General features: G+C 43.9%; 13 protein-coding genes. 4 read left to right on the forward strand and 9 right to left on the reverse strand.

All coding sequences use genetic code 11. The features are described from left to right. Positions 1 to 52 precede the first annotated feature (52 nt). Complete coding sequence (locus tag H6G18_RS05160) at positions 53 to 1,606, forward strand: metallophosphoesterase family protein (protein ID WP_190406017.1); 1,554 nt, start codon at positions 53 to 55, stop codon at positions 1,604 to 1,606. Between the two features lie 88 nt (positions 1,607 to 1,694). Here the strand turns inward: H6G18_RS05160 and H6G18_RS05165 are convergent, their stop codons facing one another. The 5 genes from H6G18_RS05165 to H6G18_RS05185 form a co-directional block, all read right to left on the reverse strand. Beyond that, on the reverse strand, positions 1,695 to 3,905 hold the full coding sequence (locus tag H6G18_RS05165; protein ID WP_190406018.1) for a tetratricopeptide repeat protein: 2,211 nt from the start codon (positions 3,903 to 3,905) through the stop codon (positions 1,695 to 1,697). A 310-nt stretch (positions 3,906 to 4,215) separates the two neighbouring features. Continuing rightward, positions 4,216 to 4,395: a photosystem II assembly protein Psb34 gene (gene psb34, locus H6G18_RS05170; protein ID WP_190406019.1), complete on the reverse strand. Its 180-nt coding sequence runs from the start codon at positions 4,393 to 4,395 to the stop codon at positions 4,216 to 4,218. 227 nt (positions 4,396 to 4,622) lie between these two features. Beyond that, entirely contained in the window at positions 4,623 to 6,578 is a 1,956-nt protein-coding gene (thiO, locus tag H6G18_RS05175; protein WP_190406020.1) for a glycine oxidase ThiO, read from the reverse strand. 130 nt (positions 6,579 to 6,708) lie between these two features. Then, a complete protein-coding gene (locus H6G18_RS05180; protein ID WP_190406021.1) occupies positions 6,709 to 7,149 on the reverse strand; it encodes a hypothetical protein in 441 nt (146 codons plus the stop codon). Positions 7,150 to 7,170: 21 nt separating this feature from the next. Next, positions 7,171 to 7,509, reverse strand: a complete 339-nt coding sequence (locus H6G18_RS05185) for a 2Fe-2S iron-sulfur cluster-binding protein (RefSeq protein ID WP_190406022.1) — start codon at positions 7,507 to 7,509, stop codon at positions 7,171 to 7,173. A gap of 75 nt (positions 7,510 to 7,584) precedes the next feature. Here H6G18_RS05185 and cimA point away from each other — a divergent pair, with 75 nt between their 5' ends. Next, positions 7,585 to 9,219: a citramalate synthase gene (cimA, locus tag H6G18_RS05190; RefSeq protein ID WP_190406023.1), complete on the forward strand. Its 1,635-nt coding sequence runs from the start codon at positions 7,585 to 7,587 to the stop codon at positions 9,217 to 9,219. Positions 9,220 to 9,305: 86 nt separating this feature from the next. Here the strand turns inward: cimA and H6G18_RS05195 are convergent, their stop codons facing one another. Further along, the gene (locus tag H6G18_RS05195; protein WP_190406024.1) at positions 9,306 to 9,539 is read right to left on the reverse strand and encodes a hypothetical protein; all 234 of its coding nucleotides are present in this window, start codon (positions 9,537 to 9,539) and stop codon (positions 9,306 to 9,308) included. Between the two features lie 161 nt (positions 9,540 to 9,700). On the opposite strand from H6G18_RS05195, the gene H6G18_RS05200 reads away from it, so the two are divergent. Together H6G18_RS05200 and H6G18_RS05205 are read left to right on the forward strand one after the other, a co-directional pair. Continuing rightward, the gene (locus tag H6G18_RS05200; protein WP_190406025.1) at positions 9,701 to 11,824 is read left to right on the forward strand and encodes a flavin-dependent dehydrogenase; all 2,124 of its coding nucleotides are present in this window, start codon (positions 9,701 to 9,703) and stop codon (positions 11,822 to 11,824) included. 50 nt (positions 11,825 to 11,874) lie between these two features. Then, positions 11,875 to 13,011: an AIR synthase-related protein gene (locus tag H6G18_RS05205; RefSeq protein ID WP_190406026.1), complete on the forward strand. Its 1,137-nt coding sequence runs from the start codon at positions 11,875 to 11,877 to the stop codon at positions 13,009 to 13,011. A 97-nt stretch (positions 13,012 to 13,108) separates the two neighbouring features. On the opposite strand, the gene H6G18_RS05210 is transcribed toward H6G18_RS05205, so the two are convergent. From H6G18_RS05210 to H6G18_RS05220, 3 genes are all read right to left on the reverse strand, one after another. Then, positions 13,109 to 14,656 (reverse strand): hypothetical protein, encoded by a 1,548-nt coding sequence (locus tag H6G18_RS05210; RefSeq protein ID WP_190406138.1) that lies wholly within the window; start codon positions 14,654 to 14,656, stop codon positions 13,109 to 13,111. 429 nt (positions 14,657 to 15,085) lie between these two features. Continuing rightward, positions 15,086 to 16,567 (reverse strand): Ig-like domain-containing protein, encoded by a 1,482-nt coding sequence (locus tag H6G18_RS05215; protein ID WP_190406027.1) that lies wholly within the window; start codon positions 16,565 to 16,567, stop codon positions 15,086 to 15,088. 62 nt (positions 16,568 to 16,629) lie between these two features. Continuing rightward, on the reverse strand, positions 16,630 to 17,388 hold the full coding sequence (locus tag H6G18_RS05220) for a TIGR03943 family putative permease subunit (protein WP_190406028.1): 759 nt from the start codon (positions 17,386 to 17,388) through the stop codon (positions 16,630 to 16,632). Positions 17,389 to 17,395 lie beyond the last annotated feature (7 nt).

The raw sequence follows: 17,395 nt of genomic DNA on the forward strand, positions 1-17,395 counted from the left end.
GACCGTTAACAGTCAACAGTCAACAGTCAACAGTCAACAGGAGTTAGTAGTATTGAAACTAGTTTCTGATCCAGCAATCCCTAAAAAAATCCGCAAGATGCAGCAACGGGTACGATGGCAAGACCCGTTAATATTACAACGGAATATTGACCAAACTCGTCTAGAAATAGCGGATGGCAAAAATGGGGACGGAAAATTCTCTTTTTTAGTAGTGGGTGATAGTGGTTCGGGGAAGCATCGGGGACACAATCCCCAGCGTCAGGTAGCAGAATTGATGTTACCCCATCATCAAGAATGTAGTTTTCTGGTGCATACTGGCGATGTCATTTATCTGGTGGGGTCGAGTGAATACTACAAGCCAAATTTTATCCAGCCTTATCGTGAGTTGATTGTAGGTGGAGAGAATCCCCGACAGATTACTTATGACAAGATGGTTTTTAAGTCACCGATTCTTCCTGTACCGGGAAATCATGATTATTATGAGTTACCCGTATTATTAAGTTTATTGTCTGTTTCTACTTGGCCGCTTCGCTATTTATTGCGATCGCGCTTAGATATAGATGTGGGTTTTCGTGGTTCGGGAACTGGTGATGCTTATGCTAAAGCTTTTCTCGATTATCTCAAAGCATGGCAATTACCAGGAGATTTACCTCGTCACTTAGATAAACATTATACCGTTAAGACAGATACAGGGCGTTGTCTTGCTTACCAACCAGGAAGTTTTACTCGTTTACCAAATCGTTATTACACTTTTCGCTACAGTGGGATAGATTTTTTTGCCCTAGATTCTAATACATTTAACGATCCAGAACCTTTACCTGCAACAAAACAAGGTGATAGCGATCGCTCAATTTTAACCAAGCGCCGAGATGAATTAGAGCGCGAGAAGATGGAAATGATTGAAACTTCGGCCAAACTAAACCCGGATAACCCCAGTGAAGCGGAACGTTTAGATGATTTGCGCTCGAATGTGTCTCAAATTGAGGAAGTTATTGTTGATATCGACAAGCAATTAACCACTGATTCTCAACCAGCGCAGACTGACACCGAACAACTAGACTGGCTCAAGCAGAGATTAATTGCATCGTGGAATAACCCCGAAGTCCGGGGAAGGGTAGTTTATTTCCACCATCCTCCTTATGTCACCGAAGCGACTAAATGGCTACAATCACAGACTTTAGCAATTCGCAGCCGCCTACGTAATGTACTGGATGCAGTCGCTCAAGAGATCAGTGGCATCAATCAAGGTCGTCCCCTAGTAGATTTAGTATTGAATGGTCACGCTCACTGTTTAGAATATCTGCAAACCTTCGACACCGGACATGGTGATGCAAATATGCACTGGATTGTCTGCGGTGGTAGTGGGTATAGCTTGCGCCGCCAACGCACAGAAGGAGCAGATTTAATTGAAGCAGATAAATTAATTGCGCGATCGCATCTTTTCGTCGGTCGCAATGGTCAAGGCTCCCACAAACACCGTCCCTATTCTTGTTTGCGTATTGATGTGACAGATGATAAGCAACCTAAATTTATTGTCCGTCCTTTAGTCGCTGATTGGTATCAACGGCAATGGCACAATCATGAGCTTCCACCGTTGGTTATTTAAATTGATCCAGCAGAAGTAATAGCAATTAAACCAATTCGTGATGAATCGCCATCACAAATTATGTATAAATAAAAAATTTGTCACAAAACTACAACTTGGGTAAAATTTCTGGTAACAAATGACCAGGAACTTTAGATAAAGCCAGATTTTGCCCTTGAATGCCTAATTCATTGTGGAAAGCGCGAATAGTTTTGACTACATAAGCGAAAGTTGCTTGATAAGCTTCTGGTTGCTTACTCAACCCGTTTAAAGCTTGCAAATGATTATCCAAAGCGGCTTCCAAGTGATGCGATCGCTTGCTTTTATCTCCATCAAAAGAATTATCTGTGACTAACTGATAATGAGCGAGTCCCAAGTTGTTATGGGTGGCGAATAAATCAAAGCTTAAAGATCCGCTACTCAAAGAATGAGCTAGAGCGATCGCTTCTTCATAAGCACTAATACATAAATTTAGCAAGTTTTGCTTAACATCTTTAGTAGTTTGAGGTAGATTCGCTAAATGCCAGTAAGCAGTACCTAAATTATTCTGAGTAGCCGCACAAGCACTAGGAACCATCGCCGCAGTCCGATATTTCAAAGCTTCGCTGTAGACATCAATCGCCAACTGGAGATTTTCCCCTGGTTGTTCGTACTGTGCCAAATTCCAGTAAGCAGTGCCGACATTATTTTGAATCATCCCATATTTCAGGGGTTCATCTTGGGGGCTGTAGTGAGCCAGTGCTTGTTTGTAGGCAGCGATCGCTTTCTTCAAATGCACAACTGGTTGATTATACTGGGCTAAATGCCAATAAGCAGTACCTAAATTATTCTGACAAGCCGCATATTTTAAAGGATCTGATTCTACAGTCCTGTACCGTAAAGCTTCGCTGTAGGCTACCACCGCCTGTTGCCAATTTTCCGATGGACTCGCAAACCGCGCCAAATCCCCGTAGGCTGTCCCCAAATTATTCTGCACTCGTGCGTAAGTATCAGAGTGTGTCTCAGGGGAAATCATTTTCAAAGCTAACTCATAAAATTCGATTCCCTGCTCAATATAAGTTTGCCCCTCTTCTAGATTAGGTGGTGTACGATACAACATCCAATAAAGAGTACCTAAATCATTTAAAATATCAGGCAGTTGTGGCGAATTTTCGTCATAGCTAATAGACTCTTGATAAGCAATAATTGCTACCATCAAGTTTTCTAAAGTTGATTGTCCCTGCTCAATCCGTAGACGATATAAGTTGCCTAACTGATGATATGCTGCCGCCAGTATCTCTCCAGAAGCTGACTGTGAGTGTAATTTCTCAATCTCCAACAAAAGTTCCTGTGGCTGCCAGTCATCCTCTGCTGTCGATGATATTTTAGTATTAATTGTTGCCAGTACTAATTCTGTTAACTCCTGGCTGACATGGGACAAAGATAACAGCGATGGAGTGTTAGCTGTACTAGACTTAGCAGTAAGTTCCTGTTGCTTTTGCTGAGTTGGGGGTAATTCTGATATTAACAGTGAAGTATCCTCTTTTGATTGTGGATGATTCCCTGGTATATCTGTTGGCAAGTCTGAATCATCCCCAAAATCAAATTCTGTGGATGAGCTTCTAACTTCACCTTCCATGCTTAACTCGTCTGGTACAGACTGTTCCAGATTTCCCAACTTTACACTTCTAGGGTTGGATAAACGTTCTGGATGACCTGAATTTTGTGTTGTTGGGGTAGGTTCTCCCGCAAACACAAACACACCAGTCCGCCAACGCCAAAACTGTGGTGCTGACTGCTGAATAGCCGATAACCAAGGACGCGACACCCATAACAATACACTAGATTCGAGAAATCGGCTGGATTCTTGAGCAGTAAAAAATTGTTCGCTTAAGCGTAGATAGTGCAGAAACAAACGCTGACTGGCTACAGTTTGTTTAGTCAGTTGTTCCACACCCACCAATTGAAACGTCGGGATCGGTAGAGGTTTTCCTGGTGTATCCTTAGAAGCGCCTATAATCGGCGGCGGATAATTAGCCAACCACTGATTAATCTGAGCAATAGGGTTGGGTTCATTTAAATTCAACCGCAAAGTAACTAATCTTGGATAAGCCGATGTACTAGCTTCCTGTCCATCTGATACTTGATAAAGCACCTGGCCTACAGGATAAGCCAAAGTAGAATGCAGGCGGGCGGCCACTTGATTTCTCAGGTGTAAATCATCACACACTGCTAAAAAAAGTTGTCGCCGTAAACCAAGACTGAGGGCAAGTTTTAGACGGTGATAGACTTGCCTATTCCAAGCAGAATTATCGGAGTGTCCAGTATCATTCACGTTCATGATGGCTTAAGCGCCAATACGTACTATTAAGGGGGAGTGGGGGGAGATGAGGAAGTGAGGGAAATGGGAAAGAATTTCTACTTACCTTGTCTACCTCATTCCCTTCATCGTTCTTCTTTTCCAAGTTCACGCGTAAGTCCTAACTATAATCAGAGAGTTGATACTCTGCTCAGGATAAATTAAAATTTTTATACTTATTTCTGTCTAAATATAATTACATAGAAATATTTTTGACAAAAGACAAGAAAAACAGGTTCTTAAGAAATTAGAACCTGAAATAATAATAATTAATTTTTTTTAAGTTTTATGCTCAACTGAGACTGGAAACAGAGAAAGCGACAACTATTAAACCGCCAACCAAAATTATGGCAGCGACTCCTAAAATAACGTAATTACGTTTTTCCCCTGCTGTGGGAGGTTCTGCTTGATAAACTTTTGGCTCTCTGGCAAAGTTGTTTAAAAGTCCGCCTTCTTCGTTTGTATAGGGCATGAATTATTTCCTTGCTCTGAATTATTTTATTTAATCTTATAAAGACTCATATCTTTTACTCACACAATTGGAGATAAATCGTTACATTTGGTCAATAGTCAATAGTCATCGACCGGATTTAATTATGCGTTACCCAAGACCCTGGGTAAAGAGTTAGCATTACTAAGTCTATAGGTCATTTCTATGAACTATAGACTATGGACTATGGACTATTGACTATGAAGTAACTAATTAATTGTGCCTGTGATTGGTGAACTAGCACTGGCGTAGGTTTTTATGGGCATTCTGCCGGCAAGGTAGGCTAGACGACCAGCAACGGTTGCCAAGTTCATTGCTTGAGCCATTGCAACTGGGTTTTGAGCCAGAGCGATCGCACTATTAATTAATAAGGCATCTGCGCCTAATTCCATCGCTTGAGATGCTTCTGAGGGCGCACCAATACCCGCATCTACCACCACGGGGATATTGGCATTTTCGATGATAATTTGAATGTTGGCGGTGGTTTTTAGCCCTTGTCCTGAACCGATGGGCGATGCTAAAGGCATGACTGTAGCACAGCCGACATCTTCTAGGCGCTTGGCTAACATCGGGTCAGCGTTGATATAAGGTAATACAGCAAAGCCTTCTTTTACAAGTTGTTCGGCGGCTTGCAGTGTGCCAATAGGGTCAGGAAGTAAATATTTGGGGTCTGGTATTACTTCCAACTTGACAAAATTATTGTCTTCTTGTCCCAATAACTTAGCCATTTCTCTGCCCAAACGGGCAACCCGAATGGCTTCCTCTGCGGTTTGACAACCAGCCGTATTCGGTAACATCCAAATTTTTGACCAATCCAATGCTTCAGCTAAACCTTCATGTCCAGGGGCTTTGGTTTGCACTCGCCGCACCGCTACCGTCACAATTTGGCAACCACTAGCCACAACACTTTGCTGCATTTCTTCTATGCTGCGGTATTTACCTGTACCTGTCATCAAGCGGGAGTGGAAAGATTTGCCTGCGATGACGAGGGGTGAATCTTGAGTGGTGAGTGTGAGGTTTTGGGAATGTCCGTTGGCAAAGTTGGCGGTGTGAGTAAGCATGGGGGTGGTAGATGGCTGTGTTTGGAAGCGTGAATAGTGGAAATTAGACAGTAGGGGGTCAGATTTTTGTTGCCAAATCAAATCGGCGATGAGTGTGGCGGTTACCGGTGCAAGCAATATACCATTACGATAATGACCAGTGGCTAAAGTTAAATTGCCACAGTGACTAGTTCCTAAAATAGGTAATTCATCTGGAGTGGCGGGACGAAATCCCCACCAAAATTCTTGAATGGGATAGTCCTGTAACTGAGGATAAAGGCGAATTGCATTGTGGAGTAGGGTTTGAATGCCGGCAGGGGTGTTGTGGGGAGTAAAGCCGACATCTTCACTAGTTGCCCCAATAATAATAGAGCGGTCTTTCCTCGGTACGATATAAATATTTTCACCAAATAAAACCCGCTTTAGTGGCAATTCCGGTACAAATTCCGGCACTCGCACACGCATCATTTGTCCTTTGCGGGGACTCACGGGTAAAGGTAATAATTCATTTGCCCAAGCACCAGCAGCTAAAACATAGTGTTCAGCCCGAATTATTCCTGTGTTGGTTTGTACACCTACTACCTGTCCCTGATGTTGTAACAAACCTTCTACTGTCATCCCATCTTTAAGCTCAACACCAAGGGTTTCTGCCGCAGTGCACAGCACACGCGCTAGTGCTTGATTATTTACTTGGGCATCCTCTGGATACCACCAACCACCAACAACCTCTGCGCCCAATCCTGGCTGGTATTGATGAATAGCTGCTGCTTCTAACCAGTATGCGGGTGATTCTCCGCACCCCTCCACCTCTACACCCTTGTTCCCCTGCCGTTCGTAAACTGGTGCTAAGATGCCGCAAGGCCAGTAACCAGTTTTTAAACCTGTCAAATCTTCTAACTTACTTGTCCATTCTGGATATAAAGAACGCGATCGCCAGCATAGCGACTTCATCGCCCCATCGGTGATTTGTTCGGCATCTGGTGCTAACATCCCGGCGGCGGCGTGAGAAGCAGCAGAGGGGAAATCACGACAAAGTACGGAGACATTTGCCCCGCGCAACTGAAGTTCAACGGCGATCGCCAAGCCAATAACGCCGCCACCAATAATTACAATGTCCCTAGTCATTAGTCATTAGTATTTAATATTAGCTATTTACCATTAGTACATAACTAATAACTCATAACTTGTAACTAACGACTAGTACAAGTAGGTATTTTTTGGGTATTGGGGATTAATTTTGTTCACTCAGCACTTATTACCACAAAGCGCGAATTGGTTCTTTGGCTTGATTTGTACTACCGGATGTTCTCTCAGTAGACTGAACTTCGGTAGTGTTATCAAAAGATGATGAATCAGTGGAATTGTTATTTTGAGCCACGCTAGTTCTGTTACTGGTGGATCTGCGCTCTTCCTGGTTGCTGTTGCCTCTCTCTTCAGCATTAGTATTAAAGTTATCTTGGGCTACGCTACTCCTGTTTTCATTTGTAGTAGCATTGCTGCGATTGGAAGAGGAACTATTAACATTAATGTTGGCTGGGAGTACTTTTGAGGCTTTTTCCCCTGGAGCATTACTGCTAGTTGGCACATTGTTACTAGCGGTTTGCTGTCCACCCATTGGGAAATTAATGCCTAGCAATGTCCCCATGAGAATTGCCACGCCTCCAGCCATAAGAATTAGCGGTGTCCATCTACCCATCTTGATTTTCTCCTTGTTAACCTAACCTTCGGATTGCCACACTACCTGAGAACCTTGACCCCAAAATCCGTCAAATTTTGTCACCTTGACATCGCCTAGTACCTGAGTTTGACAAGCTAAACGGAGGTCTTTTGTAGGAGAATGGGGAGGAAGCGAACGCCGCGCTTGATCTCGCCAATTCGCTACAGACACTTCACCTTCGACTTGAACAGCACAGGTTCCACAACTACCAATACCCCGACAATTTATTACCTTAGCACCGCCATTGTAGAGGTCAATACCACTTTTTAGCAGAACTTTGCGTAAATTTTCTCCGTTATTGCACTCAATAGTCTGACCCTGAGCTAATACCTTAGGCATATTCTAATCAGCAAATTGGCTTTTTGTTGTATCTTGGCACATTGCCTTTAAAGTTGTCTCCAAAGTCCTAGTCTTATGACCAAAAATCCTTTACCCCACATTTGGCTTTATGACACCACACTACGGGATGGCACTCAGCGTGAAGGGCTATCAGTTTCTACAGAAGACAAGCTACGTATTGCCCACCGACTCGATCAACTAGGGATTCCCTTCATTGAAGGTGGATGGCCAGGAGCCAACCCTAAGGATGTTCAATTTTTCTGGCAACTCCAAGAAGATCCGCTCAAACAAGCAGAAATTGTTGCATTTTGTTCAACTCGCCGTCCTCATACTAATGTCGCAGATGAACCAATGCTCCAAGACATTCTCGCTGCTGGTTCTCGCTGGGTAACAATTTTTGGCAAATCGTGGGATTTACACGTCACCACAAGCCTGAAAACAACCTTAGAAGAAAACTTGGCGATGATCCGCGATACGGTTGAGTTTTTTCGCTCTCAAGGGCGGCGGGTAATCTACGATGCCGAACACTGGTTTGATGGCTATAAGCACAATCGAGATTATGCTTTACAGACTCTCAAGGCAGCAACGGCAGCAGGTGCGGAATGGCTAGTCCTCTGTGATACTAATGGGGGTACTTTACCCCATGAAGTTAGTCAGATTGTTGAGGATGTTGTAAAGGGGAGTGGCAAAGATTTAACCCAATTTCCAATTCCCCAAATCGGTATTCATACTCATAATGATTCAGATATGGCTGTTGCCAATGCTCTGGCAGCAGTTATGGCAGGGGCGACAATGGTACAAGGGACAATCAACGGTTATGGCGAACGTTGCGGGAATGCTAATTTATGTTCATTAATTCCTAATTTACAACTGAAATTAGGTTATGGCTGTATCGCAGAACACCAGCTAGGTCAACTAGCAGAAGTTAGTAGGTTTGTCAGTGAAGTAGTAAATCTTGCCCCTGATGAACACGCTCCTTTTGTGGGACGTTCGGCTTTTGCTCATAAAGGTGGTATTCATGTTTCTGCTGTAGAAAGAAATCCCCTTACTTATGAACACATTCAGCCAGAACAAGTAGGGAACCGTCGCCGAATTGTGATTTCTGAACAATCGGGTATTAGTAATGTGTTAGCTAAAGCCCGTACTTTTGGCATTGAACTTGACAAACAAACACCAGAAGCAAAGCAAATTCTTCAGCGCCTTAAGGAATTGGAAAGTGAAGGGTATCAATTTGAGGCAGCAGAGGCGAGTTTTGCCCTGTTGATGTATGAAGCTTTGGGGGGAAGACAGCAGTTTTTTGAGGTGAAAGGGTTTCAAGTCCACTGTGACTTAGTTGAGGGCAAGGAAATGACTAATGCCTTGGCGACAGTGAAAGTAGCTGTCAATGGTAAGAATATTTTGGAAGCCGCAGAAGGTAACGGCCCTGTAGCAGCTTTAGATGCAGCGTTACGGAAAGCTTTGGTTAACTTCTATCCCCAAATTGCCACCTTTGAACTAACAGATTACAAGGTGCGGATTCTCGATGGACACACAGGCACGTCCGCAAAAACCCGTGCCTTAGTGGAATCAGGTAATGGTTATCAACGCTGGACAACTGTTGGTGTCTCACCAAATATCTTGGCAGCTTCCTATCAAGCAGTTGTCGAAGGTTTGGAATATGGTTTGTTATTACACGCTCAGGCGGAAGCGGCAGTGAAGGCTTCTAGTTAATTGGTCAGTTGTCAGTTGTCAGTTGTCAGTTGTCCTTTTCTCTCCCTTCCCCTGCTCCCCCTGCTCCCTCTGCTCCCCCTGCCTCCTCAAGTAAAACTCTCCCACGCTTGGGTAACTAATTTACTGAGCCAACGGCGTTGTTGTTGGTCTAGTAAGGGGTCATCTGCCAGTAATTGGGCTGTTAAGTCTTCTAATGATTGACCTTGCGATCGCACTATTTTTATCACTCCGGCGATCGCTGAGGCAACTAATTCTTCATCTACACGCTTTTGTTTTAAAGCAAAAATTTCTTGTGGGCTGTCTGGAATGGGATAATTCATGGCGTGGGTTTATAAAATTTCCAAATGGACAAAAAAATTTGACAAATTATTAAAAATTCTTTACTGAATCTTTATAGAAACCGATAGGGCGGAGTTTATCGTACTTACTGCCTTTCGCATATCTGTCTTAGTGAGTAGATTGACGGAGATGTCAGCAAAACATGAAAGAAATCCTTTATTTAGAAGTGCCAATTACGGATACGGCTGCTGTTCTCAGTTGGCTGCAAACAGATTTTGACCCAGGCAACTGGGAAAAAATACTGACTCCCGATGGCTGTAGGCTGAAAATATCTAGTAAATATACAGCAAGTAGTACAAAAATTACCGAAAATTTACCTAAAGAATTTTCTTTATTTCTCTGGTCAGTCCAGAGAACTACTTACCTCAAGGTTTTTCGTTGGGCAGATCAGCAATTACCCGGAGAGAAGGAAATCCTGCAACGCTTAACCACGGAAATTCGCCAGCGTTTTCCCCATCAATACCCAGAACCACCAGCAATTGATTTATCCCAGCAATCAATTTTTGAGGCTCTAGCACCCCACTACCCTTTAACTGTCAAATATTTCCAAAAAATGCCCAATGGGGAATATGACCTCAAACGTGCTTACTGGTGGGAACAGAGATGGCGTGAAGGGGTAAGAAATCCACAGGAGCCTCGGCAAGTTGTATTTTCACAGAATGGGAGAGTGGCGGAGGAAAAAAATTCCCCCCCGCTCCCTGGCTCCTCCTCCCCCACTTACGACCTGATCTATATCGGCGGTGCATTAGGTGCAATTCATGCGGCGGTGATGGCTAAGTTGGGGTACAAAGTGCTGTTGGTGGAACGTTTGCCCTTTGGCAGGATGAACCGTGAATGGAATATTTCCCGTGATGAAATTCAGAGCTTACTTCACTTAGGTTTGGTGACAGCATCTGAGCTAGAAACAGTTATTGTGCGGGAATACAAGGACGGATTTAATAAGTTTTTTGATGGTAATAACCCGGCAAAACTGCGATCGCCCATCTTACACACGCCAACGGTGTTGAACATAGCCTTAGACTCAGAAAAATGGCTGCAAATGTGTGGGCAGAAGCTGAAGGCCGCAGGCGGTGAAATCTGGGATGAAACAGACTTTATTAGTGCAGATGTTTATGATACACAAATTATCGTCACTGTCAAGCACTTATCAACTCAAACAGAAACACAAGTAAGTGGAAGGCTGCTAGTAGATGCAATGGGAACAGCTTCTCCCATTGCTTGGCAATTAAATGGTGGTCGCGCCTTTGATAGCGTATGTCCAACAGTGGGAGCAGTCGTAGATGGTGGATTTGAGCCAGGAGTATGGGATTCTCAGTATGGCGACGTACTTTATAGCCACGGGGATATTTCTCGCGGTAGGCAGCTAATTTGGGAATTATTTCCGGGTGCGGGTGAAGAACTGACAATTTATTTATTTCACTACCACGAGGTGAACGCCCAAAACCCAGGTTCGTTACTGGAGATGTACGAAGACTTCTTTACAATTTTGCCAGAGTATCGCCGTTGCGATATGGACAAACTGGTGTGGAAAAAGCCGACATTTGGTTATATACCAGGGCATTTTAGTGTTGGTAGTAGCGATCGCACCATTGCCTTTGATAGATTAATTGCGATCGGTGATGCTGCATCCCTGCAATCACCTCTGGTATTTACTGGCTTTGGTTCCCTAGTTCGCAACCTAGACCGCCTCACAACCCTGTTAGATGTAGCCCTCAAACATGATTTATTAAAATTCAGCCACTTGAACCTGATTAGAGCCTACCAAAGCAATGTGTCTGTAACTTGGCTCTTTTCCAAAGGCATGATGGTTCCCACAGGCAGATTTTTACCACCCCAGCGCATCAACTCCATGCTAAATACCTTCTTTGGGTTGTTAGCCGATGAACCACCAGAGGTAGCTGATAACTTTATCAAAGATAGGTGTGATTGGTTCACCTTTAACCGCCTAGCACTGAAAGCAGCGCGAAAAAATCCTGCTTTGCTGTGGTGGATTTGGCAACTAGCTGGGTCAAGAGATTTAGTCAAGTGGCTGGGTAATTATTTTAATTTTGGTCGTCACGCCCTAGTTAACGCTTTACTGAGTGCATGGTTCCCGCGTTTTTTGATGCAAAACAAAGCTTGGCTAGAAACCCGCCATCCAGGATTATGGCTGCGGCTATTAGCTATCAACTACGCTATCACCACAGGTAGACCGCGATCGCCCCAGCAATTTGCCAAACTCAACTCGGAAGCAGTAATTCACAATCCAGAAGGAGCAAGAGGGTAAGTTTTTCTTCCTCATCTCCCTTATCTCCCCACTCCCAACAAAGGAACATAATGACTCAAGCTGTTGATCAAGTCGATTACAATACTCTCGATGCGGCTAAACTTCGTTTTATTGAAGCCGCAAAACGTACGCTGCAATTTGCACCGACTTATGGTAATGTACCAGCCACAGGGCTTGGAGGAAGTGCTAACGCCTTTAACTTCAATTTGGCTCCATTCTTGAATACAGCCAATCCAGAACTCTTTATTAGCCTTGTCCCTGAAGGTCTTGGTACTGCTGATGATGCCCGTCCTGATGACCTCTCACAAGAGGAACTAAGACGATTTTGGTGGAATATCGGGATCAAAATTCTCTCTTGTTTAACCAACGATGCTGCTTCTTCGGGGATGCAAACCGTACTTTTGGGGCTATATCTGCCCTCAAGCACCCCGGAAACTGTATTTACCCCTGCCTTTCTGGATGGGTTTTTAGATGGCGTAGTTGAAGGATGTAAGCGAATCGGATGCGTTTACATTTCCGGGGAAACTCCCCAACTCAAAACCAAAATGATTCCAGGGCGATTGGATATTGCCGGTTCTGTATTTGGAGTCATGCCCCCTGGTGTGGCTCCCATTGATGGTACACGTCTAGCGCCAGGAAATGCGATCGTTTTGGTGGAAAGTACCGGACTCCATGAAAACGGCTTTACCCCCGTGCGAAAACTAGCCGAATCACTCCCCAATGGGTACAGAACGAAGCTTCCCAGTGGAAAGGAGTTATGGGAAGCCATGAATGCCGCTTCTCACCTCTATACGCCACTAGTACAGGCAGTGTTGCGTGAGGGTATCCGTCCTACCGCAATGGAAAATATCACCGGTCATGGATGGCAGAAACTTATGCGTTCTGCTAAACCACTACGGTATGTCATTGATAATTTGTTACCAGTTCCCGAAATATTTCAGTTTGTCGAAAGTCATCTAGAAGGGGGAACAGAAATGATGCTTTCCGTGTTCAATTACGGAGCAGGATTTGCATTTTATACCGAGACAGAGCAGGATGGAGAGAAAATTGTTCAATTAGCAAAAGAACAAGGATTAACAGCTGCGATCGCTGGTAGAGTTGAAGCATCTCCCAGTCGTGAAGTAGTAGTCACACCATTTGGCATCACGTTAAAGGGAGAGTCTTTTGGCATTGCCAAAGGCGCATAAGACATTAACACAAAAATTTACAATTCACCATTCAGAATTTCTAGGACTGTGACATGGGTCGGAAATTTCTCTCATCTCCCTATCTGCAGTTCCCGACCTATTGATCACCAGGCTTATTAAAATTCGGCAATTCTACTGATGCCAAAGACTTGCGCCCCTTTGGTGGTCGCTGGGGATAAATCACGGGTGAAGGTGATGGAGTATCGTTAGCAAAGTCATCAAATGAATCTGGGGCTAAGTCAGTTAACGGAAACTCAAATTCATTTATTGGTGAAGCTTCTGAATTATTCTGCTCTGGCACTTCAGCAATTTTGTCAGTCGAAGATAAAGTAAAAGACAATGTAGAGTTAGTTGGGGAAGGACTATCTTCTACTATTGCTTCAATGGAATGTTCTGGTGTCTCCTCTTCTTCTACGCTAGTAGCCGAAGTTTCCCAGACAATTGTATCCACTGGCTCACTTTCTGCGACAGCTTCCGATGTAGATGGTGCTGGTGATGTAACTCCTGACTGGGAAGAGAAAAACATTTGAATCAGACTATCTATTTGCTGATCTAAATCTGATGAACCCAGCGATGGCGCTTCTTCAGGAGTATTAGACGGCTCATCTATTTTTGATTCTGGTTCAGTTGGCTGGGAGATTGTACGTATATCTTCCTGATTTTGATCCTTCCCTGGCCAGTTCCAGATAGAAGGTGGATTAGGCATCGAGTAATCGCTGGTAAATGGGTGGGGCGCTTGAGGTTCTTCCCAAGACTGAGCGGAATCCTCTTCTTGAGAATCTGGTTCTGCTGACCAAGGTTTAATTGGCTCGGCGTTGGGGAACAAAGACCGTGCTTTCCTGGCAAATCGAGTTTTGTGAGGGACTGTGTTTTGCGTATTTCCAGCACCCGCATCTGAAGATTCGTAGCTAGGGATCGATGTTTCTAAACATTTTTCCAGCGCTGCTTTAAATTGCAAAGTTTGGCGCTGCTGTCGCATCAGCCGAGTACGCAGTTCTCGACAAGAGTTTTCTGATTGGATGACCTGTTGAGATTGTTCGCTATAGTTAGTTTGTAATAAAGAACATTCCCGTTCTAATTGGGCAATGCGCTGTTGACTAATTTTTAATTGAGCTTTATAACTATCAATCAGAATTTCTTGACGTTGAGTAGTTTGGACAGCAGTTTCTAACTGTTGGAATAGAGATTGGATTTGTTCTTGGGCTGCGGCTAGTTCTTGAGCTTGTTGATTGAGCATAGACTCAGTGACACTAGAGCGTCTCTTCTGCCACTGCAAAGCCTTTTCTGACTCAGCTAGGTCATCTCGTAAATGTTCCACTTGCTGGTACAGTTCATTGTTTGCAGCACGCAATTCCTCATTAAGCGCCAACAACTTCTGAAATTCATCATTCACAACTGCTTGCTTGTCACCATTAGGCTCAACTACCCAATCCTGTTGTTTTGTATCTTGGGGAGAATCAGCAGTTTGTGTGTTGTTTTCTTCATCTTCTGCTGGTTTCAGGAGTGGCAATTTAGAAGTAGCTGTGTTTTCAGAAGGCACAACTTTGTAAAAAGGACAGATTGTCTGTTCTGGTTGTAGTGAATTAGCAGAAGAATTAGGAGATTCCATCACAGCCCTATTGTTTGAGGTGTCAGCTTCATTCATCACTCTTGAACCACCCACTTAAAAATCCCAGCAATGCTAACATTAGCATTGCTTTTCAAGTGCTTAGGGATGGCTCTATCAACCAAGTTAGACTTCTCCCCAGCATGGGTAATTAGTAATTGATTCAGTGTTCCCCATTTTGCATATATAACTGATGTCGTTATAACATTATGAGCTTGCCCCCCGTCAACCTGAGACCTGACGAGGGTTTCGAGTTCAAATGCTACAAATATATAAACCGCAGTACAGATACCTAATCGAGTTTTCAGCCTGCTTGCCTTTTATAAACAGTTATACGGTAGTAGCTCGCTGGTACAAATTCACACACTAGAGAAACACTGTCTCTGTATATAATTTATCAAATGTCTAGTGTGTAAAAGTTAAAAATTAAAAAGGTCATTAGTCCTCTCCTACTCCCCTTGCTCCCCATTACGGCAACCAACGGGGATGAAAGCCGATAAAGGGTAGCTTTTCTGGTTTGATGGTGCTGATGGCTGTGTCGGAAATGGGTAGAAGAGGCATCAGCCAGAGATTGCTGCTGACGATCGCTTCACCATCATCTGTTTTCAATATTCTGGTTGTACGTGTATCGGGGTTGCTTTGAGCAACTATTTGGTCAAACAACAAGCCTAAACCATCGGGTGATAAGCTCATTTGTACGTTTCTTTGTTCTATTGGTAAAACTAGCAATGGTTTTTGCTGTCCAGTTTTTGTGTCAATTGCCACCAAGTAAGGCTGTTCTACATATTGTTCTTTGGATACAAGCTGTGTCAGCAAGCAATAGAGGGTGGGTAAGGCTGGATCAAACTGGCAACTAAGAATTGAGCCTGTGGTTTTTAATAAGGGTTTCTGGGTGCCTTGGTTTGTCACCAAAAACAAATCTTTTGTGAAATCTGTGTTAAATTTCACCATTGCTGCTTGCGAGCCATCTTTAGAGAATGCCTGGACTAGCCCAAATTGGGGGAGAAAATCTAGGGGTTTGCTGGCATCTTCTTGTAGTGGTAGGATGGCGGCTCCTTGACCCTGGGCAACGGCTACGGCTTGACTGTCGGGAGTAATCATAAAATCTCCCCCTGGCTGGCTTTTTAGACGTTGAGGGGTGGGTCTTTGTCCTGATTTGCTGGTAGTTGACATAAACCACAGTCCAAAGTCACTGGGATCATTTCTATTTCCCCGTTGGACAACTATGGTTTCTCCATCGGCTGACAGGTCAAATTTTAGGTTTTGATATTCTTTATTATCTAAAACTAGGTCAATTCTACCTGCTGGTGTATCAGATTTGGCGGCAATGCCTGTTGTGACTGTGTATAATTGCGCTGAAAGTAAGTCTTGATTATTGGCAGCACGAGCCGAAAATAGGATTTTTTCTCCATTGGGGAATGGTTTAAAGTCCATGACAACTAAGTCTTTGGGACTAAGTACCTTTTTCTGCTCTAGAGACAAGTTGTAAAGTACTAGCTGTCCCTGGTCTTGTTGATCGGCTCCAATGTAGAGAATGACGCGATCGCGTGTGCGAAATTGACTAGTAAAGGGCTGAATTAGCTGATTTTTTTGTTCTTTTTGGGCGAACCTATCTTTAGCTCCCTGCAACTGCAATTTATAATTAGTTCCATAAGGTGCTGGTGTTAGTAAGGTATAAACCATCCTTCGTCCCGCCCAACTGAATTTACCCGCTAGAGGCGGTTCAATTTTTAAGTTGTCCTCTACGCTTTTTATGTCCATTGGACGGCTAAAGGTGAGGGAGAAGGAGATATCTTCTGCCCCGATTTGTTGATTTTGCCAAGTAAAATCTCGCACGCGAGAGGCTACAACATCGCCTTGCAGTATGAGCAGACCAATTAGTAAACTCAAAATTAACATCAAGGCGATCGCCACGCGATCTAGTGGTTGAAGAAAAGGTTTGGTAGTCATTGGTCAGTTGTCAGTTGTCAGTTGTCAGTTGTGATTCTCTTCATCCCCTTTCAATCTATTGACTAATAACTATATGGATTTGCTGGTTGGGAAATCTTCTTTAATGAGTTAGCGACAATAGTTAGTTGACGTTTACCACTTAAGGTTTCTGTGGTCATTTGTCCTTCTACTTCTAGCCAAGTGTCGGGTGCGTAGCGTTCTTGATCAGCTGCTAATTTGACTGGCAAACCTACAGGATAAGCATCGGCGGCACAGCAGGTGAGGACAAATCTAGCTAGGAAGATATATTCTTTGCCAATGTCTGGGGGATGGATGACAAATCCTTGCACTTTGGCTTTTTGTCCTGTGTAAGCATCTGGTTCGGGATAGACATTGACTGTGCGTACCCAATCTACGAGCGATCGCTCTTCTGGACGAACGGAGGCGCGGAAGGATTGGGGTTGCAAGCGGGAAGTGGTCAATAAATCAGTTACACCCCTCTGGAGTGCTTTATCGCTGGCAAAAACTTGTGGTGTAATCACTAAGCCTGCGATCGCCGTGATCAATAGTAAGCCACTACCCCAACCAGGGGCAAAGAAAGTTATGTGCTGAGGGTTCGGGGTGACATCACGAGGACGCAAGCGCCACAGTTCTTTAGCCTTAGTGAAGCCAATCATTAATAAAACAATCCCGGCTACTATGACCAATCCAAAATAATTGGGGTGAATTAATAAATTGAGTTTGCCAGTCAGCCAATATCTCAGCATTAACACGCCCCAGGCTGTAATTGCCAAGACATCCAGCCAAGAAAGTAGTTTATTGGGAACTTGAGATTTAGTCATTGGTTAT

The sequence above is a fragment of the Anabaena subtropica FACHB-260 genome (genome assembly GCF_014697105.1).
Taxonomy (GTDB): domain Bacteria; phylum Cyanobacteriota; class Cyanobacteriia; order Cyanobacteriales; family Nostocaceae; genus Trichormus; species Trichormus subtropicus.